This window comes from Streptomyces sp. NPDC014907 (assembly GCF_055562975.1).
In genome coordinates, this window is record NZ_JBVHEG010000007.1 from 302,240 (window position 1) to 323,537 (window position 21,298).

Here is a 21,298-nt window from a genome sequence, read left to right on the forward strand (position 1 = left end):
CCGCCGCCCCCGGGAAGTCCGCCGCGCCCGGGAACGCGCCGCCTCAGACGTGCGAGAGGGCGAACGCCGACAGGAACCCGGCCACGGTGACGAGCCCGGTCATCAGGTGCACCCTGCTGTAGGCCTCGGGGATCATCGTGTCCGCGATCATCGCCAGGATCGCTCCGCCGGCCACGGCGGTGATCGCCGCCATCACCGTCTCCGACGCGCCGCCCAGCACCGTGTACCCGGCCAGCGCGGCCAGACCGCCGGCGACGGCGATGCCGCCCCACAGGGTGAACACGTACCGGCGGCTGCGCCCGGCGCCGCGCATTCCGGCGGAACTGGCCAGGCCCTCGGGGAGGTTGCTGACGAACACCGCCCCGACCGTCGCCACGCCCAGGTGCCCGCCCCCCAGCAGGCTGGTGCCGATGACGACGGACTCGGGTATCCCGTCCAGGAGGGCCCCCAGCGCGATCGCGTTCCCCGAGCCCGGCGCCTCGGCCTCGGACGGCTGCTGGTCCCCGGAGCGCTTGCGGTGCCGGGCGCCGCGGCGCGCCAGCAGGGCGTTGGCCCCCGAGTAGACGACCGCCCCGCCGACCGCCCCGCCGACCACCGGCGCCATGCCGGAACGCTCGTACGCCTCGGCGATCAGCTCGAACGACACCGCCGACATCAGAACGCCGCTGCCGAAGGCCATGACGAGGGCGATCAGCCGGGGAGGGACCCGCACCAGCGAGCCGACGGCCGCCCCCACGAGCAGGGCCGCCCCCGCGAACAGACCCCACGCCCCCGCGATCAACGCACCGCCCACAACCGCCCCTTTCGCCACCGTTCACGGAGGCACCGTGCCCCGCCGGACGTGGTGTGCCTACCCCGGAGACGCGGGAACACCGGCCCGGAGCGGCACGTGGACGGCCAGGACGGCGGTGTCGTCGTCGACGCCGGCGCCGAGGACGCCGAGCAGGTCGCGGACCGCGCCGACGGCGTCCGACGCCGTGGTGGGGGCCAGCGCGCGACCGAAGTCGAGGAGGGCGTCGTCGCCGTACCGGCCCTCGCCGTCGCCGGGGGTACGGGCCTCGGTGAGGCCGTCGGTGTACAGCAACAGGGTGTCGCCGGGAAGCAGACGGACCGTGGTGGTGGCGATGTGGACGTCGGGGAGGACGCCGATGAGCTGCCCGCCGGGGGTGGGGAGGTAGTCGGCGGTGCCGTCGGCGCGCATCAGCAGGGCCGGGGGATGCCCGCCCCCGGCCAGGGTGATGCGGAAGCCGCCCCGCTCCCGGTCCGGGGTGAGCAGGCCGAAGAGGACGGTGCAGAACCGGGGGTCGTCGCCGTTGTACTCGTGGTTCAGGACCCTGTTGAGGTTGTCGAGCACGGCGGCCGGATCGGAGTCGTAGACGGCGGCGGCGCGCAGGGTGTAGCGGGTCAGGGAGGTGAGGGCCGCCGCCTCGGCCCCCTTGCCGCACACGTCGCCCAGGAACAGCCCCCAGGTGCCGGCGGACAGGGGGAAGAGGTCGTAGAAGTCGCCGCCGACCTCGTCGGGGGAGGCGATGTGGTAGTACGCGGCGACGTCCAGGCCCGCCACGTTCGCCAGTGCCGGGGGCAGCAGGGTCCTCTGCAGGGTGGTGGCCAGGTCCTGGAGGCGGTCGCGTTCCCGGTCGGCCTTCCTGCGGGCGCGCAGCAGTTCCGCCTCGTAGGCGCGCCGGTCCCGGGCGTCGAGGACGACGGTGCGGATCAGCGACGGCTCCCCGTCGTCCCCGGTCCGCACCGTCGAGGTGACGATGACGGGCAGACGGGAACCGTCGGCTGCCTTCAGCTCCAGGGCGATGCCGTTGATCCGGCCCTGCATCCGCAACAGGGGGGCGTAATGGGTCTCGTGGTAGAGCCGTCCGCCGACGGTGAGCAGGTCGGAGAAGCGCGCGCGGCCCACGAGGTCGTCCCGCGCGTGGCCGAGCCACTCCAGCAGGGTGGCGTTGATCCGTACGATCCGCCCGTCCGGCAGGGTGGACAGGTAGCCGCAGGGAGCGTGCTCGTACAGGTCCTCGGCGCTCTCCTCCAGGAAAGAGGGAAACCCCGTCCGCCCGTCCGCCGCTTCCCGGCCCGTGTCCTCGCTCCCGCGTGCCGCCCCGCCGTCGGCCCCGCGTGTCATCGGGAGGCCCCCGCGGACACGGCGGGGGCCGCGGCGGTCTTCTCCCGGGCGAGGGACCGGGAACGGTGTCCCGCCGGGGCCGGCCCCGGCACCGCCGGGCGCCGCGCGCCCCGGACGCGCCCGGGTCCGCGCGTCGGCGTCACCGCGGGCGCCCAGGCCCGTCGGGTCACGGTCACGCGGTTCCCACGGCATACGTCCATGCGGTCATCCTCGCAGACGACGGCCGCCGTTCCCCGGTCGCCGGGACCGGGGAACGGGCCGGTCCGGGACCCGCGCCGGCCCCGGGAACCGCGCCGCCCGTCCGGCCGTACGGGTGTGGCCCGCGCCCGCCGGGGCAGACGGGCTCCCCGGGACCGCGGCGGGTCGCCGCCGCCGCCCGGGGCGGCGCGTGACGCGGTCCGGGAGAAGAGCAGAGGACGGAGGAGCGATCGGCATGGCGGAGAACGTGTGGAGCTACGGACAGGCATTCGCCCATCTGGTGGGCACCGATCTGGCCGGATGGCGGGTCGAGGCGACCGACGGGCACGTCGGGAAGGTCGACAAGCACTCCGAAGAGGCCGGTGACGCCTATCTGGTCGTCGACACCGGCGTGTGGATCTTCGGCAGGGAGGTGCTCCTCCCGGCGAGCACGGTGACGCGGATCGACCTGGAGGGGAAGACCGTCCACATCGGCCTGACCAGGGACCGGATCAAGGGGGCGCCGGAGTTCCGCGCCGACGAGCACCTGGCGGACCGGCAGCGCCGGGAGGAGATCGCGGTGTACTACCGGACGGGCGGGGGGTCCGGGGCGGGGCCGGGCCCCGTCTGAGGCCCGGACGGACACGGAGGGGCGGCCCCGCACGGCGGGGCCGCCCCTCCGCGCGGGGGCGGCGGGCGGCACGCCGCCCCCGCGCGCCGGTCCCGTTCAGCCGGACGGCTTCTCGCGGTCCGTCCCGATCCCGGAGGCCGCGGAGTGCAGGGCCCGCAGGGCCACCAGGAGGACGCCGATGTCGTCCAGGTAGACCGGGTCGGGGATCAGGTCGACCGGGGACACCGTGTAGATCACGGCCGTCCAGAAGAGGGCCTTGGAACGCAGGGGCACACCGGCGTCCAGCAGCAGTTTGCGGGTGCGGAGGACGCGGACGAGCAGAACGGCCGCGAACCCCGCCGTCACGAGCACGAGAACCGCGGCCACCACGAACCAGAGGGAGCTGTCCATGGCGCTCTCCTACCCCGTCTCCCGGACCGCACCGGCCCCGCCGCGCCGTGCCGCGCCGCTCTCCGCGTTCCCGCGTTCCCGCCCTCTCCGGGGGGGGGGAGGGTCAGATGCCGCAGCCGGAGGCGGACCAGAAGCGGCCGGCCCGGTGATCGACGTGGGTGTGGTCGCCGTGTCCCGGGTAACCGGGTCCGAGGATGCCGTTGAAGCCGTGGTTGCGCGCCTGCTGGGCGAGCCGGCACAGCGAGTGGGGACCGGCTCCGAGGTCGGCCGCGTCGCCGTACAGGTGACGGCTGGAGGAGGCGCCGCCGACCGCGCTGTTGCAGGCCTGGCTCCGGAAGCCGCTGGTGACGCGCAGGGGCTGGTCACCGAGGGCGTGCCGGAGGGCCTCCAGCTTCCACATGGTGCGCAGGGCGTTGGACTTGGCGGTGGCGGCGCTCACCGCGCCTCCCGCCCAGGTGGTGTTGCAGGTGTTCAGCTCCGCGTAGGTGAAGTGGACGGGGGTGCAGTCGTCGTCCTGGAGCGCGTAGATCGCGCTGAACGTCGCGGGTCCCGCGATGCCGTCGGCGACCAGCCCGTAGGCGGCCTGGAAGCGCTTGACGGCGGCGGCGGTTCCCGGTCCGTAGACGCCGTCGACGGCGAGCACCCCGCCGTAGCCGGGGTAACCGGCCACACGGATCTGAAGCGCCGTGACGTCGTCGCCGGACGCGCCCTGGGAGAGGGTGCGCGACCAGGTCCGGCAGCCGTCGGCCCGCGCGGTGCCCGAGGTGGCCATCACCCCGATCGACGATAAAGCCATGGTCATGACAATAGAGAGGAACGGGCGCAGGGAGAGGGAGCGTGCGGTGCGGCGGGCCATCGGGCCTCCAGGGTCGTGCGGACGCGGCGCGGTCCGCGGGGACGGGCACCCCGAGACTGGCGCCCCCGCCCCCGCCCGTCAACCCGCCGTCACGCGCCGGCCCGGCGCCGCCGGGCGGCGGGCTCCGCGCGAGGACGCCGCTCCCGGGCGGGCGGCCGGGCGACGGGCCGTGACCGGCGCGCGGCGAACGGCGGCGGTGTCCCCGCCCGCCCGGGAACGGCACGCCGGCCGGAAGGACCCGTACGCGCCCCGGGCCCCGGCCCGGCCGCGCCGTGACCTGCGCCGTTCACGTCGCGGGCGCCGCTCCCCGGCCCCGGGCCGGACGCGTACGAACTCCCGGACGGGTGATAGTGGACGCATGGAACAGCGCATCCACGCCGGCCTCTTCACCCGCTCCTTCGGGCCCCCGCCCCGCGCGGGCGTGCCGACCGCGGTGCTGGTGCACGGGCTCGGACTGTCGGGCCGTTACTTCGTGCCGCTGGCGCGCCGGCTGGCGGCGAACGGGGCCACCGTGCTCGTACCGGACCTGCCGGGCAACGCGCGGTCGCGGTTCGCCGCCCGCCGGATGCCCGACGTGGGGCGGGCCGCCGAAGCCCTCGCCCGCTGGCACCGGCGGCTCGTGCCGGGGCCGAGCCTGCTGGTGGCCAACTCGGTCGGCTGCCAGGTGGTCGCGGCCCTCGCCGCCCGCCACCCCTGCCTGGTCCACCGCCTCGTCCTGCTGGGCCCGGCCCTCACCCCGGGGGCGTCCGTCCGGCGCCAGGGCGGCCGGCTGCTCGCGGACGCGTTCCGGGAACCACCCTCCCTGGTCGGGGTGGCCGCGGCGGACTACCTGTTCACCGGGCCCCTCCGTTTCGCCGCGTCCCTGCGCCACGCCCTGCGGGACGCCGCCGGGGCGTTCGAGGGGCATCTGGCCCGGATCGACGCGCCGACGCTCGTCGTGCGCGGGGCGGGTGACACCATCGCCTCCGAGGCCTGGACCCGGCGGGTGGCACGGCTGGTCGCCGACGGGCGCGCGGCCGAGGTGCCGGGCGCCGCGCACGCCGCGCACTACAGCGCGCCGGAAGCGGTGGCCGGGCTGATCGAGAGGTTCACGGCAGGGGAGAAGGCATGAAGTCACCGCACCCGTCCGACTCGTCCGACTCGTCCGACCACCCTCCGTCCCCGTCCCCGTCCCCGTCCGACCATCCTCCGTCCCCGTCCCCGGCCCACGGGACGACGTCCTCGCACGCGGCCCACCGGGTACCGTCCGCCGGCAGGGTCCACCGGTCGCCGTGGCTGCGCCTGCTGCCCGGCATCTCCTCGGAACGCCGGGGCTTCGTCCTCGCGTGGTGGGGGTTCGCCCTCACCTTCGGCTGCATGCGCCTGCTCACCTGGCTGATCCACATCGACGTGGCCGGAGTGGGGGACGTGCAGGCCGGCGGCGTGCACATCCACCACTACGTGTGGGGCATCCTGCTGCTCGCGGTGGTGGGAGCGGCGGGCCTGGTGAAGCGCTCCGCACGCGCGCGGGCCTGGATGGGGCTCGCCTACGGCGTCGGCATGGCCCTGATCGTCGACGAGGCGGCGCTGCTGATCAGCCTGGAGGACGTGTACTGGAACACCGAGGGCTGGGTCAGCATCGCCCTGGCCATCGCGCTGATCGCCGTCGTGGGGGGCGTGCTCGCGGTGACACGCGGACGGCGCGGCCCGGCCCGGAACCGGGACGGCGGCTGAACGACCCGGCCGCGCCCCGGCGGTCGCGGGCTCCCGGAAGCGGGGGCGGGGGAGGGAACAGGCGCGAGCGCGGACAAGCGGACGGAGACGGGCCCGGACCCGGGCACGGACACGAACACGGGCACGGGCACGAACACAGGCACGAACACGGGCCCGGTGCCGAACCGCCCCGGTTCGGCCGCCGCGCACGGGAAAGGGAACCCATGGCCCGTGACCCGACGCCCGGAGGAGGACGCCGATGACGCCCGGCAGCGTGACGAAGGACGACGACGCGTGGTGGAAGTCCGCCGTCGTCTACCAGATCTACCCCCGCAGCTTCGCCGACTCCGACGGCGACGGCATCGGGGACCTGGACGGCATCACCGCCCGCCTGGACCACCTCGCGGACCTCGGGGTGGACGTCCTGTGGCTCTCGCCCGTCTACCCGTCGCCGCAGGACAACAACGGCTACGACATCAGCGACTACCAGGACGTCGACCCCGTCTTCGGCGACCTGGCGGCCTTCGACCGCCTCCTCGCGGCGGTGCACGGACGCGGCATGAAGCTGATCATGGACCTGGTCGTCAACCACACCTCCGACGAACACCCCTGGTTCCGGGAGTCGCGCGACCCCGGCAGCCCCAAGCGCGACTGGTACTGGTGGCGCCCGCCGCGCGACGGCCGCGAACCCAACAACTGGGGCTCGTTCTTCTCCGGCCCCGCCTGGACGCGCGACCCCGCGAGCGACGCGTACTACCTCCACCTGTTCTCCCCGAAGCAGCCCGACCTCAACTGGGAGAACCCGCGGGTGCGCGAGGCCGTGTACGCGATGATGCGGTGGTGGCTGGAGCGGGGCGTGGACGGCTTCCGGATGGACGTCGTCAACCTCGTCTCCAAGGACCCCGCCCTGCCCGACGGCGCGCTGCGCGGCGACGGCCCGTACGGCGACGGATCACCCTCCTACGTCTGCGGCCCCCGCATCCACGAGTACCTCCGGGAGATGCACCGGGAGGTCATGGCCCGCCACCCCGGCCGCCTGCTCACGGTGGGGGAGATGCCCGGCGTGACCGTCGAGCAGGCCCGGCTGTTCACCGACCCGCGCCGCGCCGAACTCGACATGGTGTTCCAGTTCGAACACGTCGGACTCGACCACGGCGCCCACAAGTTCGACCCGCGTCCCCTCCGGCTGACCGACCTGAAGGCGTCCCTGGGCCGCTGGCAGACCGGCCTCGCGGACGTCGGCTGGAACAGCCTCTACTGGAACAACCACGACCAGCCCCGTGCCGTCTCCCGGTTCGGCGACGACGGCCCCCTCCACCGGACCCGGTCCGCGACCATGCTGGCCACCGTCCTGCACCTGCACCGGGGCACCCCCTACGTCTACCAGGGGGAGGAACTGGGCATGGCCAACGCGCCCCTGCGCACCATCGAGGACTTCCGGGACATCGAATCCCTGAACCACTACGCGGAGGCGCTGCGCGCGGGGGCGGAACCCGAGGACGTCCTGCCCGGGCTGCGGGCCATGGGGCGGGACAACGCCCGCACCCCCATGCAGTGGGACGCCTCACCGCAGGCCGGCTTCACCACCGGCACCCCCTGGCTCCCGGTCAACCCGGACCACACCGTGATCAACGCCGCCGCCGCCCGCGCGGACCCCGGCTCCGTCTACCACCACTACCGGCGCCTGATCGCCCTGCGCCACGAGGAACCGGCCGTCGTGCACGGCGACTTCACCATGCTGCTGCCCGACGACGAGCGCGTGTACGCCTTCACCCGCCGCCACGCGGCGACCACGCTGCTGGTCCTCGGCAACTTCACGGGCGACACCGTCACCGTGGACCTTCCCGGCGGCTGGGAGGGCACCGAACTCCTCCTGGCCAACGGGCCGTCCGCCCCGCCGGAACACGGGCGCGCGGTCCTCGCCCCCTGGGAGGCGAGGGTGCACCGGCGCACCGGGTGAGGCGCGGGGACGCGCCCCCGATGATCCCCGCCCCCCGGGGTAGGCGCGTCCCATGACCGTCTACGGATTCCACGCCTCGCACGAACAGGTCCCGCCCGGCGACCTCCTGGCCGCCGTGGTCCGCGCGGAGGAGGCCGGCTTCGGCGCCGCCATGTGCTCGGACCACTTCTCGCCCTGGAGCGCCCGCCAGGGCGAGTCGGGATTCGCGTGGTCCTGGCTCGGCGCCGCCCTCCAGGCCACCGACCGCGTTCCCTTCGGCGTCGTCAACGCGCCCGGGCAGCGCTACCACCCCGCGATCGTCGCCCAGGCCGTCGGCACCCTCGCCGCCATGTACCCGGGCCGCTTCTGGGCGGCCCTGGGCAGCGGCGAGGCGTCCAACGAGCACATCACCGGCGACCGGTGGCCGCGCAAGGACGTCCGCAACGCGCGGCTGCGCGAGTGCGTCGACGTCATCAGGGCCCTGCTGCGCGGCGAGGAGGTCAGCCACGACGGGCTGGTGACCGTGGACCGGGCCAGGCTGTGGACCCGCCCCGAGACCGTGCCGCCGCTGATCGGCGCCGCGTGCAGCGAGGCCACCGCGAGCTGGTGCGCCCCGTGGGCCGACGGACTGATCACCGTCAACGCCCCGCGCGAACGCCTGCGCCGCATCGCCGACGCCTACCGCTCCGCCGGCGGCACCGGCCCCCTGTACCTCCAGGTCCACCTCAGCTGGGACCCCGACCCGGACACCGCCCTCGCCGTCGCCCACGACCAGTGGCGCACCAACGTGCACGGACCGCCGGCGAGCTGGGACCTCGACACGGCCGAACTCTTCGACTCCGTCAGCGAGCACGTCACCCCGGAACGGGTCACCGGGAGCGTCAACGTCTCGGCCGACCTCGGACAGCACGCCGCCTGGCTCCAGGAGTACGCCGACCTCGGCTTCGACACGATCATGCTCCACCACGTCGGCCGTGAACAGAGCGCCTTCATCGACGCGTTCGGCGACAAGGTGCTGCCCCGGCTCGACACGGCCCCGGCCGCTCCCGCGCGGGCGGGGGACGCCCGATGAGACTGACCCGGACCTCCGACCTGTGGTGGAAGAACGCGGTCGTCTACTGCCTGGACGTGGAGACCTACCAGGACGGCGACGGCGACGGCATCGGGGACTTCGCGGGCCTGACCCAGCGGATCGACCACCTCGTCCGCCTCGGCGTCACCTGCGTGTGGCTGATGCCGTTCTACCCGACCCGGGAACGCGACGACGGCTACGACATCACCGACTTCTACGCCGTCGACCCGCGCCTGGGCACCCTCGGGGACTTCACCGAGTTCGTGCGGACCGCCCGCGACCGGGGCATCCGGGTCATCGCCGACCTGGTCGTCAACCACACCTCCGACCAGCACCCCTGGTTCCGCGAGGCCCGCTCCGACCGTGCGTCCCCCCGCCGCGACTGGTACGTCTGGTGCGACGAGCCGCCCGAGGACGGACCCCGCGGCGTCGTCTTCCCCGACGCCGAGAAGAGCCTGTGGGAGTACGACGAGAAGACCGGCCAGTACTACCTGCACCGCTTCTACCGGCAGCAGCCCGACCTCAACGTGGCCAACCCCGCGGTGCGCGACGAGATAGCGCGCATTATCGGCTTCTGGACGCAGCTGGGCCTGTCCGGCTTCCGCGTCGACGCGGTCCCCTTCCTCCTGGAGACCGACGGCCAGAAGGACGCGGACGACCTGCCCGACCCGCACGCGTACCTGGCCGACCTGCGGGCCTTCCTGGGACGCCGCAACGGGGAGGCGGTCCTCCTGGGCGAGGTGAACCTGCCCTACCCCGACACCATGGAGTTCTTCGGCGACCCGGAGTCCGGCCGGGGCGACGAACTGACCATGTGCTTCGACTTCATCGGCATGCAGAAGATGTACCTCTCCTTCGCGCGCGGAGAGGCCGGGCCGCTGGCGGAGGCCCTGCGGGAACGCCCGGAGGCCCCCCGCGACGGACACTGGGCGACCTTCGTCCGCAACCACGACGAACTGACGCTCGACAAGCTCGACGACGGCGAACGCGCCGAGGTGTTCGCCGCCTTCGGCCCCGACGAGGACATGCGGCTCTACGGCCGGGGACTGCGCCGCAGGCTGCCGCCCATGGTCGGCGGCGACCGCCGGCGCGTGGAGCTGGCCCACAGCCTCCTCTTCACCCTGCCCGGCACGCCCGTCCTCTTCTACGGCGAGGAGATCGGGATGGGCGAGAACCTCGCCGCGGAGGGCCGGCAGGCCGTCCGCACCCCCATGCAGTGGACGGCGGACAGGGGCGCCGGCTTCTCCACCGCCGGGGAGGACGCCTTCCCCAACCCGGTCACCCGGGGCGCGTACGGGCCGAAGCGGGTGAACGTCCGGGACCAGGCACACGACCCGGACTCGCTGCTCACCCGCGTACGGACCCTGATCGAGCGGTACCGCGAGGCACCCGAACTGGCCTGGGGCCGCACCGAGGTGCTCGACGTGGACGACCCCGGGGTACTGGCCCACATCGGCTCGCTCCCGGAGGGGGCGGTCCTCGCGCTGCACAACTTCTCCGCCCGGCAGACCGGCGCGACCACGGCCGTGCCCGGCCTCAGGGGCGGCCGCCTCCTCACCGACCTGTTCACCGGCGACACCGTCAGGGCGGCGGCCGGCGGCCGCGTGAGCGTCGACCTGGAACCGTACGGCTACCGCTGGCTGCGGGTGAACACCCCGCTGGACGATCCGGAACGCACCACCGCCGTCCGGCCGGGCCCCGAGGAGGCCCGCCGCCCCGGGGGCGCCGTCGCCCCGGACCGCGGCTGACCCGGCTCCCCCGCCCGGCGGGGCGTGAAGCGCACGGCGCCGGGTAGCGGCATGCGTACGCAAGGGACGCACGAGGCAGGGAAAAGAGGAGAGGCATGACGCACCACCACACGACCGGGAAGAACACGGACCACCCCCGGACCGCCGCCGAAGAGGTCCTGGCGGAGTTCGAGGACGCCGAGACGGACGTACGGGACGACGCGGGCCCCCGCGACGGGGAGGCCGCCGACGCCCTCACGCCCAGCCGGAGCGCCCAGGAGGACGCCCGGCGCCGTGCGGACGGGCACCGGACGGGCGGCGCGGACGAGACGGCCTGACGGCCTGCCCCCGCCGCCCGGGCCGGACACCGGCCCCGGACCGCACCGGACCCCGGTGACGCCCCCGCGTCACCGGGGTCCGGGCCGTTCGGCCGGTTCCGGCTCCGGGGTACCGGTCGTGATCTCGGGCTCCAGGCCCTGGGCCGGTGTGGTGCGGGGGCGCCCGACGTCCGCGCGCCACGCCTCGAAGGCGACCGTGGTCGCGGTGACCACCGCCGCCCCGAGCAGCCAGCCGCCGACCACGTCGCTCACCCAGTGCACGCCGAGCGCGACCCGCGTGTAGCCCACGCCGAGCACCGCCACCGCCGCCAGGACCCAGGGCAGCGGCCGCCACGCGCGCGGGACCAGCGGGAGCAGGACGAGCAGCAGCACGGCGCAGGAGGTCAAGGCCGTCATGGCATGCCCGGAGGGGAAGGAGAAGCCGGGCGCGTGGGAGACGGGATCGGGCAGGTGCGGCCGGGCCCGTTCGACCGCGTTCTTCACCAGCAGCCCCACCAGCCCGCCGGCCGTCGCGGTGACGGCCGCCCAGGCGGCCAGCCGCACGGCCCGCCGCCACAGGAGCCACACCACCACCGCGGCCACCAGGAGCCGCATGGTCAGCGGCCCCCACGCGACGTGCGTGAGGAAGTCCAGCACCCGCACCCAGGCGGGATGGTCGAGCGCGGAACGGTGCAGCCGCTCGGCCACGCCCCGGTCGAGCCGGTGCAGCGGCGCCCAGCGCGACTCCACCAGCACCAGCGCGAGGGAGAACGGGACGGCGGCCAGACCGGTGAGGACGGTGCCCGCCAGCAGCCGCGCGCCGAACCGCGCGTCGGGCCCGCCGTGTCCGGCCGTGAGCCGCACGAGACGACGCCACCGGGGCCGGGCGGAACGCTCTGTCATGGTCGGTACGGTTCCTTTCGGTGCGGGGGACGGAGAGGCCGGAGAGGAGAGCGGGGGAGGGGGCCGGGACGGGCCCCGGCCCGGCGGCGCGCGGGCTCCACGGCTCACACCCCCGGGTCCTCGGTGACCGGGGCGGCCACCCCCGCCCGCACGGCCTCCAGCTGGGCGGCGAAGGACAGCCCCAGGAAGAGCGCGAGCGAGGTGAGGTACGACCACAGCAGCAGCGCCATGAACGCGCTCAGCGGCCCGTACACGGTGGTGAAGGAGCCGCCGGAACCCACGTACAGGCTCAGCGCCCACGTCGCGCCCAGCCACAGCACCAGATGGACGGCGGCGCCGAACGCGAGCCAGGTGTGCCCCGGCTGGGCGCGCCGGGGCGAGCGGCGGAAGATGACGCTGGTGGCGATGACGGCCAGCAGGATGCCGACGGGCCAGCGCAGCAGGTCCCAGGCACGGTAGGTGCCCGGACCGAGGTGGTAGACCTCGGTCAGGGCGCGGCTCAGGTCGGACCCCAGCACGGTCAGGCAGAAGCTCAGCCCGAGGGGCAGCCCCGCCAGGACCGCCATCACGAGCCCCCGGACGTACTTGTGCAGGAACGGACGGTCCCGCTCGACGCCGTAGATGCGGTTGGCACCGCGTTCCACCTGGCACATGCCGGTGGTCACGTTGGACACCGAGAACAGCAGGCCGAGCCAGAGGGCCGCCGCACCGCCGTCCCCGGCGTGCCGGCGGCTCTCCCGCAGGGCGTCGTCCACGACGTCCTGGCTGGGCCCGCTGATCCGCCGTATCGTCAGCTCGGCGATCCGGCCGATGTCCTCGGTGTGCAGCACGCCCGACAGCCCTATGACCGCGATGCCGAAGGGAAGGATCGCCAGGACGGTCTGCAGGGCGAGGGCACGGGAGTGGCTGAACCCGTCGGCGTAGCGGAACCGCACGAAGGAGTCCCGCACGAGGGACCAGCCCCCGTGGCGGCGCAGCGCGGCCCATGCCTCCTCGCCGGACAGGGTCTCGCCCCGGAGGCGCAGCTCGGCCTCCAGGGCCTTGACCTCACTGCGCTGCGGTACGCGCGTCGCGGTGCCCATGCGGCTCCTCCTCCCCGGCTCGGGCCGCCCCGCGGGCCGGAGCCGGGGAGGGCAGGCACACCCGCAGCGCCCCCGGCTCGACCTCCGCGGTCAGCCGGGTACCCGCCGGGAAGACGTCGCCGTCGACCTCGCGCGGCTGGGGACGGGCGAAACGCAGCTCGACACGGCTCGCCCCGAAGTACTCCAGCGCGCCGTGCGCGACGGGCCGCTCCCGGACGCCGGACGGGCGCGCCGCCCGCCCGCCCGGCACGCGGGCGGCGAGGTACCCGGCGGCGGCGAGCCAGCCGGTCACCCCGCGCGGATCGAGCAGGACCACCTCCAGCCGGCCGCTGTCGGGCCGCGCCCCGGGCAGCAGCGGCAGCCCGCCCTGGAGGGTGCCGACGTTGCCGATGACGACCATGCGGGCCCGCCGTTCCAGCGGAGCGCCCCCGTCGAGCCGGATCGACAGCCGCATCCGGGGGTCCCGCAGGTGCCGCACGGCCGACAGGGCGTACGCGGGCCAGCCCAGGTTCTTCTTGAGCCGCACCGAGGCGTCCTGGACCATGGCGGCGTCGAACCCGGCGCCCGCCATGACCGCGAACCGGGTCGGTTCCAGCCCGTCGCCCTCGATCCGCCCCACGTCGAGCCCGGCGGTCCGTCCGGACAGGCCCTCGCGCAGGGCGGCCGCCGGGTCGGCCGGCAGCCGCAGGTTGCGGGCGAGGAGGTTCCCGGTGCCGCAGGGGACGATCGCCAGGGGGACCCCGGTCCCGGCCAGCACGTCGGCACAGGCGCGCACGGTGCCGTCCCCGCCGCAGGCGACGACCAGATCGGCGGGACCGGTCTCCGCCCCGCCGGCCCCGCCCCCGGTCAGGTACCGGCGCAGGTCCCCGGCCGGAGCTCCGGGCGTCGTGTCCGTCCACCGCTGCTCCGCGTACCCGTGCCGCAGCAGGACGTCCCGCACCCGGGCCGCCGTCTCGTCGCCGCACCCGTGCGGATGGCGCACCACGACGGCCCGCCCCGCCGCGCGGGCGGCCGGGACCGGAAGGGCGGTCTCGTCCCGGGAGCGCGGCGGCAGCAGCGCGAACGCCAGGAGCGCCAGCACGCAGGCACCGTTCAGCAGCCCGGCCACCACGTCGGAGGGATGGTGCATGCCCCGGTACACCCGGGAGAACGCCACGGCCGGCGGAACCAGCAGGAGCAGCGCCACCACGACGTGCCGCCGGGTGCCGCGCAGGTTTCGGGCCGCCAGCACGGCCAGCCCCCCGAAGAGGGCCGTGGCGGCCCCGACGTGCCCGGAGGGGAAGCTGGACGTCGGCGGCGCCGCGTCCAGGTGGGGCACACCGGGGCGGTCCCGGTTCACGACGAGGGTGACCAGCAGGAAGACGGCGGACTGTACCGCCACGGACAGGGCCAGGAAGGCGGCCTCGCGCCACCGGGGCCCGCCGGGCACCCACAGCAGGGCGACCGCGCACAGGAACGTCACGACGATCACGCTCTGGGTGTCGGCCAGCAGGGACAGCCAGTCGGTGAACGTGGTGGCGGCCGGGGTGCGGTGGGCGGCCAGGAGCCGGTTGACGCCGTCCTCCTCCGCCAGCGGCCCCGGGTCCGCCAGGGGACCGGTGACCAGCAGCCCCAGCCCGGCCATCAGGGCCGCCTGCACGGGCAGCAGCAGGAGCGGAAGGCCGGGTCTGCCTCCCGTGTCGTGTGCGTTCGTCATTGCGGCCGTGTTACCCGCCCGGGACGAGTCATGCGCGCGCCGGGGCCCGCCGGTCCGGGTCCCACCGGGCCGGCGGGACCCGGTGAAACCGGGGACAGCGGGTACAGGCTCAGCGTCGAACACGATGACGAGCGGAACGGGGTGCCATGACCGACCAGGACAGGACCGGCGACGCGAGCGGGGGACGGGGCACGGCCGTCTCCGGACCGGACCTGCTCGAAGGCCTCAGTGTGGACACCACCCGGCCCGAACAGCCCGTCCTGCTCAGCGCCACCGGCGAGCCCATCCGCACCTGGCGGGAGAACTACCCGTACACCAGGAAGGTGCGCCGTACCGAGTACGAACGGCAGAAGCGGATCCTGCAGATCGAACTCCTCAAGCTGCAGCGCTGGGCCAAGGACACCGGCGCCCGGATCGTGGTGCTGTGCGAGGGCCGGGACGCCGCCGGCAAGGGCGGCACCATCCAGCGGTTCACCGAACGGCTCAATCCCCGCAGCGCCCGGATCGTCGCCCTGGACAAGCCGACCGAGCGCGAGGCCGGGCAGTGGTACTTCCAGCGCTACGTGGCCCACCTCCCGGGGCCCGGCGAGATCGTCTTCTTCGACCGCTCCTGGTACAACCGGGCGGGGGTCGAGCGGGTGATGGGGTTCTGCACCGAGGAGGAGTACAGGCTCTTCCTCCACCAGTGCCCGCTGTTCGAACGCATGCTGGTCGAGGACGGCATCCACCTCGTGAAGTTCTGGTTCTCCGTCTCCCGCTCCGAACAGCGCACCCGCTTCGCCATCCGCCAGGTCGATCCGGTGCGGCAGTGGAAGCTCTCGCCCACCGACCTCTCCTCCCTCGACCGCTGGGACGACTACACCACCGCCAAGGTCGCCATGTTCCGGGAGACGGACACCGACCACGCGCCGTGGACCGTGGTCAAGAGCAACGACAAGCGGCGCGGTCGCCTGGAGGCCATGCGCAGCCTCCTGGCGCGGATCGACTACGCCAACAAGGACGAGAAGGCGGCCGGTACGCCCGATCCGCTCATCGTGGGAGCGGCGGACACCCTCCTCGAACCGGGTGAGGAGATGACCGACCTCTCTCCCACCCCCCTGGTTCCGGCCCGGAAGGGCCCGGGGGAACACCCGGGCCGCTGACCGCCGGGAGACGCCCCGGGCACCCCGCCCCCGGGCCTCCCGGGCCACCGGCGCGCGGTCGCGCGACGCCGGGCGGCGGGGGAGAGTGGTCCGGTGCGTGCCGTACGGGCCGGCCCCGGGCGACGGTCCGGCCCGCCGTGGCGGACGGGCACCGGAACGGGGGCGGGGACCGGCGACGGCCCGCCCCCGGGCGCGTCACGGGGCACCCCGCCGGGGCACGGCAGACGCGCCGGGACGCGATCGGTGACAGAGAGGAACGAACGACAGATGGAAATCGGGTACAAGCTGGCCTCGGAGGCCTTCGGGCCGGAAGAAATCATCCGGCAGGCCGTCGCGGCCGAGGCCGCCGGCTTCGACTTCGTGGAGATGAGCGACCACTTCCACCCCTGGCTGGACAACCAGGGCCACTCGTCCTTCACCTGGACGGTCCTGGGCGCCATCGCCGCGAAGACCGAGCGCATCGGTCTCGCGACCGGGGTGACCTGCCCCTCGATCCGCTACCACCCGGCGATCATCGCCCAGGCGGCGGCGACGCTCGCCCTGGTGTCCGACGGACGCTTCGTCCTCGGCGTCGGCTCCGGCGAACGCCTCAACGAGCACGTCGTCGGCCGGGGGTTCCCCGACACCGTCCAGGAGCGCCACGAGCTGCTGCGCGAGGCGCTGGAGATCATCCGCCTGCTGTGGAGCGGAGGGTACCGGTCGTACGAGGGCAAGCACCTCCGGCTGGCGGACGCGCGGATCTTCGACCTCCCGTCCGAGCTCCCGCCGATCGCCGTGGCCGCCGGCGGCCGCCGGGCGGCGCGGCTCGCCGCCGAACTCGGCGACGGGCTCTTCGCCACGGAGCAGAAGCCGGAGATCGTGCGCCACTACCGGGACGCCGGGGGCACCGGCCCCGGGTACGCGGAGGTCCCCATGGCCTGGGCGGAGGACGAGCACACCGCGGCCCGGGAGGCGCTCAGGACCACCCGGTGGGCCCTCTCCGGCTGGAAGGTCATGAGCGAGCTGCCCAACCCGGTCAACTTCGAGGCCGCGACCACCACGGTCCGCGAGGAGGACATCCTCGCCAGGTTCGCCTGCGGCTCCGACCGGAACCGCTACCTGGAAGTCGCCCAGGAGTTCGTCGACGCCGGGTTCGACCGGCTGGTGATGCAGAACGCGGGCCCCGACCCCGACGGTTTCATGGACTTCTACCAGCGGGAACTCGACGGGCCGCTCCGCCGTCTGACCCCCGGCGCCGGGGCGTCCTGACCGGCCCGTGCGGGGCCCGGGAGCACCGCGCGGGAGGGCGTCGCCGGAGCGCGGGACGGCCGCGTGGACCCCACCGCCCGGGAAGACACCGCACACGGCACCGCACACGGCACCCGGGGGCTGCCCCCCCCGCGTGCCCGTCCCGCCGGGCGGTTCGGGACCCGAAACGTTCGGGCCCCGGCCCCGGGCCGTGCGCGGCCGGACGAGCAGTCCGCCCGCTCGTGGGGCCCCGCGAGCGAACTGATCACCCGTCCCGTTCCGGGGCCCGGCGAGCGCCCCGCGCCCCGCCGCCGGCGGCGCCCGTAGCGGAACCGGCCGTCCCGGCACCGGCCGGGGCCCCGGAGCCGCCGCGGTCCGCGGCGGGCCCGTGGGCGGGCGGCGTCGTGCTGTCGCGGACGACCAGGCGCGGAAGCAGCAGGCGCCGGTGCGGCCCGGCGGGCCGGACGCCGCCGACCGCGTCGAGGAGCACCCCGACCGCCTCGCGCGCCATCTCCCCGGTGGGCAGGGCGACGCCGGTGAGGGCGGGGCGGGCGAGCAGCCCTTCCGGCGTGTCGTCGTGGGCGACCACCGACAGGTCTCCCGGGACCGAGTACCCCTTGTCACGCGCGGCTTCGAGGGCCCCGACGGCGAGCACGTCGTGCGTGGCGAACAGCGCGGTCGCCGCCGGACCGGCCTCCAGGGCCTCCAGGGCCGCCGCGATCCCGCTCCTGAACGAGGGCTCCGGCACCAGGCGCACGGCCCCGTCGGGAATCTCCAGGCCGTCTTCGGCGAACGCGCGGCGGAAGCCGTTCACCCGCATCGCGTGCGCCGGGCTCGCCAGGACGGCCACGTCCTCGTGGCCGAGTTCCCGGAGGTGACGCCCGGCGAGGTACCCCCCGTGCTCGTAGTCGACGGTGACGACCGGGAAGCCGGCGGGGACCCGCGTCTCCCAGGCGCACAGGACGACGGGGAAGCGGGTGCGGGACAGCAGCGGGAGGTGGTCGGTCAGCCCCTGGTCGCCCGCGATGAGGAGGGCGTCGACCGACCGGCTGGTCAGCCCGGCGAGGTGCCTCCGGGCGCGCGCCCCGTCGCGGCGGGTGGTGCAGAGCAGCAGACGGTGGCCGCGCTCCTCGAGGGCGTCCTCCACCTCCTCGGCCAGCTCCGCGTAGAAGGCGGTGGACACGGTCGGGACGAAGAGGCCCACCGTCCGGGTGCTGCCCGTGGCCAGGGAGCGCGCCACCAGATTGGGGACGTAGCCGAGTTCGGCGATGGCCGCCCGTACCCGTGCCTCCGTGGCCGGCCGCACGGCGACGCGGCCGGAGAGCACGTTGGACACGGTCTGCTTGGTGACGCCGGCACGTTCGGCCACGTCCCGCATCGTCACCATGGAACACCCCGGCTTCACCGATCGGAAGGCGGTCGCAAAGTACCGCGCCCCCGGGACGGGGGTCAACGCACCCTCTCACCCCGGCCGTTCCCGCCGCCGAAGCCCCTCCCCCCGGGGCGATTTTTTCGTACCGCGACTCTTGTTTTACCGGTCAAATGAGCCGTACGGTCCCTCCAGCCGACGGTCGGCGACTCCCCCCGGACTCCGGGGTCCGCCGACGCGGCGCGACCTGTCACGTCGCGGAACGGAGCACGCGCGCCGGCCCCGCGGCCCCGGACGACGGCCCGACCGCGTCGTCCTCCTCCCGCACCTTCGCCGCACCCTTCCCGCGACCCCGCGCACGACCGCCCTCCCGACGGACGGCGGGCCCTCCACGGAACCGCTCCCCCCGCGGTTCCCCCGATCAGGGAGTACCCGTGACCACTCCTCGAAGCAGACTGACCGGCGCGCTCGCCGCCGCCGCGCTGGTCCTCACGGGCGGCGCCGTCCCGGCGGCGTCCGCGGCCCCGACCGCCGCCGCCTACACCGTCACCGTCGGGGCGAAGGGCCCCTGGACGACCCCGGACGACACCCCCGCCGGCACGTACATCGACAAGGACGGCACCTTCTACTTCCAGCAGTCCCACGCCCTCTACGGCGCGAAGGACCCGCGGAAGTGGAGCTTCTACACCGGAACGAACCTCGACACCGCCACCCGGTCCAGTGCCCTCAGCGACGCGGTCGACCCGGCCAACTCCAGCGACCGCAACAACGACACGACGTGGCGCTGCAACAACAGCCCGACCGGCGTGGAGGCCACCCGCGCGCCCTCCACCGCCTCCTACGCCCACCAGAACTACTGCGACCTGGCCGGCGTCTGGGTCGACCCCGACACCGGCGACTGGTACGGACTCGTGCACAACGAGTTCACCCCGCAGCCCTTCGGCGACGGCATCCACTACGACGGCATCGACTACGCGGTCTCCAGGAACCAGGGACGCACGTGGACCATCGAGGACCACGTCATCACCTCGCACCACAGCACCGCCCGCGGGGACACCGCCGCCTTCCCCCAGCAGACCTACCACTACGGCACCGGTGACCAGCGGCTGTTCGTCGACACGGCCTCCGGCTACTTCTACGCCTTCTACGGCTCCCGGATCGTGAACAAGGGCGGCGGCTGGGCCGCCTTCTACGGACACGTGGCCCGCGCCCCGATCTCGGCGAAGATGGCCCCGGGCTCCTGGCGGAAGTGGTACAACGGCGCCTGGTCGGAACCCGGCGTCGGAGGCCGCGAGAGCACCATGGTCCCGGTCGGCAGCGGCAGCACGACGGGGTACGTCCCTCCGTCGAAGGAGTACGACCCGGCCAACGCCGGCACCGTCGCCCAGCAGGTGGCCGCCGGCCTGACGCCCCCGACGTCCCCGCTGTTCGTCATGGACATCACCTACAACACCCACCTCGGCCTGTACATCGGACAGCCCCAGGCGGTCGACCAGAGCGGCAACGCCTCCCAGGAGATCTACGCCACCAGCGACCTGACGACCCAGAAGTGGTTCCGCCTCGGTGACACCGGCGGCTACCGGAACGCCTCCTGGTACCGCTGGTTCCTCGACGGCGCCAACAAGACCTCCTCCGGACTCGTCGGCAAGAACTTCCGCTCGTACTGCTCCTTCGGATGCTCCAACGGCGCCTCCGGCGAGTACGTCAACCTCACGATCGACACGACCGAGCCCGCGGCACCGGTCGACACCTCCAGGGCCTACCGCATCACCAGCGCCGGCGGGCGCGTCCTGGCCCAGGTGTCCGGCGGTTCGTCCACCACCTCGCTCGCCGCCGCCACCGGCTCCGCCCTGGAGTCGTGGACCTTCACCTCTCACGGCGACGGCTCCTACCGGATCGTCAACTCCGCCACGGGCGGCCTCCTCGGCGTCGGCACCACCTCCACGAGCACACGGGCCTGGGGCACCAGGCCCACCGTCACCCCGCCCGGAACCGGCGGCCCCACCGTCGGACAGCAGTGGTTCGTCATCCGCGGCACCTCGCCCGCCGACGGCACCGCCACCGGCACGTACAAAATCGTCAACCGCTACAGCGGACTGGTCATCGGCCTCTCCGCCGATCCCGCCCGGCCCGCCGAGACCACCCCCGTCCGCGACTGGACCAACACCACGGGCAACGCGGTCGGCGGGACCCGCACCGGCGGCGAACAGGCCCTGACCCTCACCCCCGTCGCACAGGCCCCGGAAACCGTGACGGTCCGCAACCCGGGCAACCAGAGCACCGCGCCGAACAAGGCCGTCTCCCTGCAGGTGGAGGCCACCGACTCCGCCGGAAAGCCCCTGACCTTCACGGCCGCCGGCCTGCCCGCCGGCCTGAGCATCAGCACCGGCGGCCTGATCACCGGCACCCCCACCAAGGAGGGGACGTCGACGGTCACCGTCACCGCGTCGTCCGGCAGCGCGAGCGGCACGGCGACCTTCACCTGGGCGGTCACGGCCTCCCTCGACGGGCCCCACACCCTCACCACCGGAGGCAAGGCGCTCGACAACCCCGACCACAGCACCACCGCCGGAACCCGGCTCGTCGTCTGGACGCCGACCGGCGGCGCCAACCAGCGCTGGACCTTCACCCGGCAGACCGACGGCACCTACGAACTCAAGAACGCCGAGTCCGGTCTGTGCGCCGACGTGGAGAGCGGCTCCACCAGCGCCGGAGCGCGGATCATCCAGTGGACCTGCACCCACGGCGCCAACCAGCGCTGGAACCTCACCCGGCGGAGCGACGGCACCCACACGGTGGCCTCCGCGGCGAGCGGGCTGCTCCTGACCGCCGCCTCCTCCGGCGACGGGGCCTCCGTCACCCAGCAGCCCGACACCGGCGCCGCTCTCCAGCGGTGGACCGTCGGCTGACGCCACGAGGGGAGTGACCGGCCGCCGGGACCCGCGCACCG

General features: G+C 74.5%; 18 protein-coding genes. 10 read left to right on the forward strand and 8 right to left on the reverse strand.

From position 1 onward, the window contains the following. Positions 1-43: 43 nt before the first annotated feature. Both ACZ3IL_RS20735 and ACZ3IL_RS20740 read right to left on the reverse strand, forming a co-directional pair. Entirely contained in the window at positions 44-793 is a 750-nt protein-coding gene (locus ACZ3IL_RS20735) for a ZIP family metal transporter (protein ID WP_467391972.1), read from the reverse strand. A gap of 57 nt (positions 794-850) precedes the next feature. Then, a complete protein-coding gene (locus tag ACZ3IL_RS20740; protein WP_467391974.1) occupies positions 851-2,128 on the reverse strand; it encodes a PP2C family protein-serine/threonine phosphatase in 1,278 nt (425 codons plus the stop codon). A gap of 433 nt (positions 2,129-2,561) precedes the next feature. Between ACZ3IL_RS20740 and ACZ3IL_RS20745 the strand changes: the two genes are divergently transcribed. Beyond that, entirely contained in the window at positions 2,562-2,936 is a 375-nt protein-coding gene (locus tag ACZ3IL_RS20745; protein ID WP_467391976.1) for a PRC-barrel domain-containing protein, read from the forward strand. Between the two features lie 96 nt (positions 2,937-3,032). Here the strand turns inward: ACZ3IL_RS20745 and ACZ3IL_RS20750 are convergent, their stop codons facing one another. Together ACZ3IL_RS20750 and ACZ3IL_RS20755 are read right to left on the reverse strand one after the other, a co-directional pair. After that, positions 3,033-3,326 (reverse strand): YkvA family protein, encoded by a 294-nt coding sequence (locus ACZ3IL_RS20750; protein WP_467391978.1) that lies wholly within the window; start codon positions 3,324-3,326, stop codon positions 3,033-3,035. A 103-nt stretch (positions 3,327-3,429) separates the two neighbouring features. Next, entirely contained in the window at positions 3,430-4,182 is a 753-nt protein-coding gene (locus ACZ3IL_RS20755; RefSeq protein ID WP_467391980.1) for a D-Ala-D-Ala carboxypeptidase family metallohydrolase, read from the reverse strand. 358 nt (positions 4,183-4,540) lie between these two features. Here ACZ3IL_RS20755 and ACZ3IL_RS20760 point away from each other — a divergent pair, with 358 nt between their 5' ends. From ACZ3IL_RS20760 to ACZ3IL_RS20785, 6 genes are all read left to right on the forward strand, one after another. Further along, the gene (locus ACZ3IL_RS20760) at positions 4,541-5,293 is read left to right on the forward strand and encodes an alpha/beta fold hydrolase (RefSeq protein WP_467391982.1); all 753 of its coding nucleotides are present in this window, start codon (positions 4,541-4,543) and stop codon (positions 5,291-5,293) included. Continuing rightward, a complete protein-coding gene (locus tag ACZ3IL_RS20765) occupies positions 5,290-5,895 on the forward strand; it encodes a hypothetical protein (RefSeq protein ID WP_467391984.1) in 606 nt (201 codons plus the stop codon). The genes ACZ3IL_RS20760 and ACZ3IL_RS20765 overlap by 4 nt, the downstream gene beginning before the upstream one ends. Before the next feature lie 238 nt (positions 5,896-6,133). After that, positions 6,134-7,834 carry a glycoside hydrolase family 13 protein gene (locus ACZ3IL_RS20770; protein WP_467391986.1) on the forward strand — a complete coding sequence of 567 codons (1,701 nt, stop codon included), beginning with the start codon at positions 6,134-6,136 and terminating at the stop codon, positions 7,832-7,834. 52 nt (positions 7,835-7,886) lie between these two features. Further along, positions 7,887-8,885: a TIGR03885 family FMN-dependent LLM class oxidoreductase gene (locus tag ACZ3IL_RS20775; protein WP_467391988.1), complete on the forward strand. Its 999-nt coding sequence runs from the start codon at positions 7,887-7,889 to the stop codon at positions 8,883-8,885. Further along, positions 8,882-10,633 (forward strand): alpha-amylase family protein, encoded by a 1,752-nt coding sequence (locus tag ACZ3IL_RS20780; protein ID WP_467391990.1) that lies wholly within the window; start codon positions 8,882-8,884, stop codon positions 10,631-10,633. Before ACZ3IL_RS20775 ends, ACZ3IL_RS20780 begins: the two co-directional genes overlap by 4 nt. Positions 10,634-10,728: 95 nt before the next feature. After that, a complete protein-coding gene (locus ACZ3IL_RS20785) occupies positions 10,729-10,950 on the forward strand; it encodes a hypothetical protein (RefSeq protein WP_467391992.1) in 222 nt (73 codons plus the stop codon). A gap of 69 nt (positions 10,951-11,019) precedes the next feature. Here ACZ3IL_RS20785 and ACZ3IL_RS20790 read toward each other — a convergent pair whose 3' ends face one another. The 3 genes from ACZ3IL_RS20790 to ACZ3IL_RS20800 all read right to left on the reverse strand — a co-directional run bounded on the left by ACZ3IL_RS20790 (position 11,020) and on the right by ACZ3IL_RS20800 (position 14,610). Continuing rightward, positions 11,020-11,832 (reverse strand): phosphatase PAP2 family protein, encoded by an 813-nt coding sequence (locus ACZ3IL_RS20790; RefSeq protein ID WP_467391994.1) that lies wholly within the window; start codon positions 11,830-11,832, stop codon positions 11,020-11,022. Between the two features lie 104 nt (positions 11,833-11,936). Continuing rightward, a complete protein-coding gene (locus tag ACZ3IL_RS20795) occupies positions 11,937-12,914 on the reverse strand; it encodes a YihY/virulence factor BrkB family protein (protein ID WP_467391996.1) in 978 nt (325 codons plus the stop codon). Next, positions 12,880-14,610, reverse strand: coding sequence for a bifunctional phosphatase PAP2/diacylglycerol kinase family protein (locus ACZ3IL_RS20800; RefSeq protein ID WP_467391998.1), 1,731 nt, complete (start codon positions 14,608-14,610; stop codon positions 12,880-12,882). Before ACZ3IL_RS20800 ends, ACZ3IL_RS20795 begins: the two co-directional genes overlap by 35 nt. A gap of 146 nt (positions 14,611-14,756) precedes the next feature. Between ACZ3IL_RS20800 and ppk2 the strand changes: the two genes are divergently transcribed. After that, on the forward strand, positions 14,757-15,752 hold the full coding sequence (gene ppk2 / locus ACZ3IL_RS20805) for a polyphosphate kinase 2 (protein WP_467392000.1): 996 nt from the start codon (positions 14,757-14,759) through the stop codon (positions 15,750-15,752). Positions 15,753-16,019: 267 nt separating this feature from the next. Next, positions 16,020-17,000 (forward strand): TIGR03557 family F420-dependent LLM class oxidoreductase, encoded by a 981-nt coding sequence (locus tag ACZ3IL_RS20810; RefSeq protein WP_467392002.1) that lies wholly within the window; start codon positions 16,020-16,022, stop codon positions 16,998-17,000. 244 nt (positions 17,001-17,244) lie between these two features. On the opposite strand, the gene ACZ3IL_RS20815 is transcribed toward ACZ3IL_RS20810, so the two are convergent. Beyond that, on the reverse strand, positions 17,245-18,357 hold the full coding sequence (locus tag ACZ3IL_RS20815; protein WP_467392063.1) for a LacI family DNA-binding transcriptional regulator: 1,113 nt from the start codon (positions 18,355-18,357) through the stop codon (positions 17,245-17,247). A gap of 425 nt (positions 18,358-18,782) precedes the next feature. Between ACZ3IL_RS20815 and ACZ3IL_RS20820 the strand changes: the two genes are divergently transcribed. After that, positions 18,783-21,257 (forward strand): RICIN domain-containing protein, encoded by a 2,475-nt coding sequence (locus ACZ3IL_RS20820; RefSeq protein WP_467392004.1) that lies wholly within the window; start codon positions 18,783-18,785, stop codon positions 21,255-21,257. Positions 21,258-21,298: the final 41 nt, after the last annotated feature.

What these genes read in the sequence shown, in the direction of transcription:
- ACZ3IL_RS20790 (WP_467391994.1), bottom strand. Translation starts at nt 11,832, where the DNA reads ATGACAGAGCGTTCCGCCCGGCCCCGGTGGCGTCGTCTCGTGCGGCTC.
- ACZ3IL_RS20765 (WP_467391984.1), top strand. Translation starts at nt 5,290, where the DNA reads ATGAAGTCACCGCACCCGTCCGACTCGTCCGACTCGTCCGACCACCCT.
- ACZ3IL_RS20775 (WP_467391988.1), top strand. Translation starts at nt 7,887, where the DNA reads ATGACCGTCTACGGATTCCACGCCTCGCACGAACAGGTCCCGCCCGGC.
- ACZ3IL_RS20740 (WP_467391974.1), bottom strand. Translation starts at nt 2,128, where the DNA reads ATGACACGCGGGGCCGACGGCGGGGCGGCACGCGGGAGCGAGGACACG.
- ACZ3IL_RS20750 (WP_467391978.1), bottom strand. Translation starts at nt 3,326, where the DNA reads ATGGACAGCTCCCTCTGGTTCGTGGTGGCCGCGGTTCTCGTGCTCGTG.
- ACZ3IL_RS20755 (WP_467391980.1), bottom strand. Translation starts at nt 4,182, where the DNA reads ATGGCCCGCCGCACCGCACGCTCCCTCTCCCTGCGCCCGTTCCTCTCT.
- ACZ3IL_RS20770 (WP_467391986.1), top strand. Translation starts at nt 6,134, where the DNA reads ATGACGCCCGGCAGCGTGACGAAGGACGACGACGCGTGGTGGAAGTCC.
- ACZ3IL_RS20760 (WP_467391982.1), top strand. Translation starts at nt 4,541, where the DNA reads ATGGAACAGCGCATCCACGCCGGCCTCTTCACCCGCTCCTTCGGGCCC.
- ACZ3IL_RS20785 (WP_467391992.1), top strand. Translation starts at nt 10,729, where the DNA reads ATGACGCACCACCACACGACCGGGAAGAACACGGACCACCCCCGGACC.
- ACZ3IL_RS20800 (WP_467391998.1), bottom strand. Translation starts at nt 14,610, where the DNA reads ATGACGAACGCACACGACACGGGAGGCAGACCCGGCCTTCCGCTCCTG.
- ACZ3IL_RS20815 (WP_467392063.1), bottom strand. Translation starts at nt 18,357, where the DNA reads ATGCGGGACGTGGCCGAACGTGCCGGCGTCACCAAGCAGACCGTGTCC.
- ACZ3IL_RS20795 (WP_467391996.1), bottom strand. Translation starts at nt 12,914, where the DNA reads ATGGGCACCGCGACGCGCGTACCGCAGCGCAGTGAGGTCAAGGCCCTG.
- ACZ3IL_RS20780 (WP_467391990.1), top strand. Translation starts at nt 8,882, where the DNA reads ATGAGACTGACCCGGACCTCCGACCTGTGGTGGAAGAACGCGGTCGTC.
- ppk2 (WP_467392000.1), top strand. Translation starts at nt 14,757, where the DNA reads ATGACCGACCAGGACAGGACCGGCGACGCGAGCGGGGGACGGGGCACG.
- ACZ3IL_RS20810 (WP_467392002.1), top strand. Translation starts at nt 16,020, where the DNA reads ATGGAAATCGGGTACAAGCTGGCCTCGGAGGCCTTCGGGCCGGAAGAA.
- ACZ3IL_RS20745 (WP_467391976.1), top strand. Translation starts at nt 2,562, where the DNA reads ATGGCGGAGAACGTGTGGAGCTACGGACAGGCATTCGCCCATCTGGTG.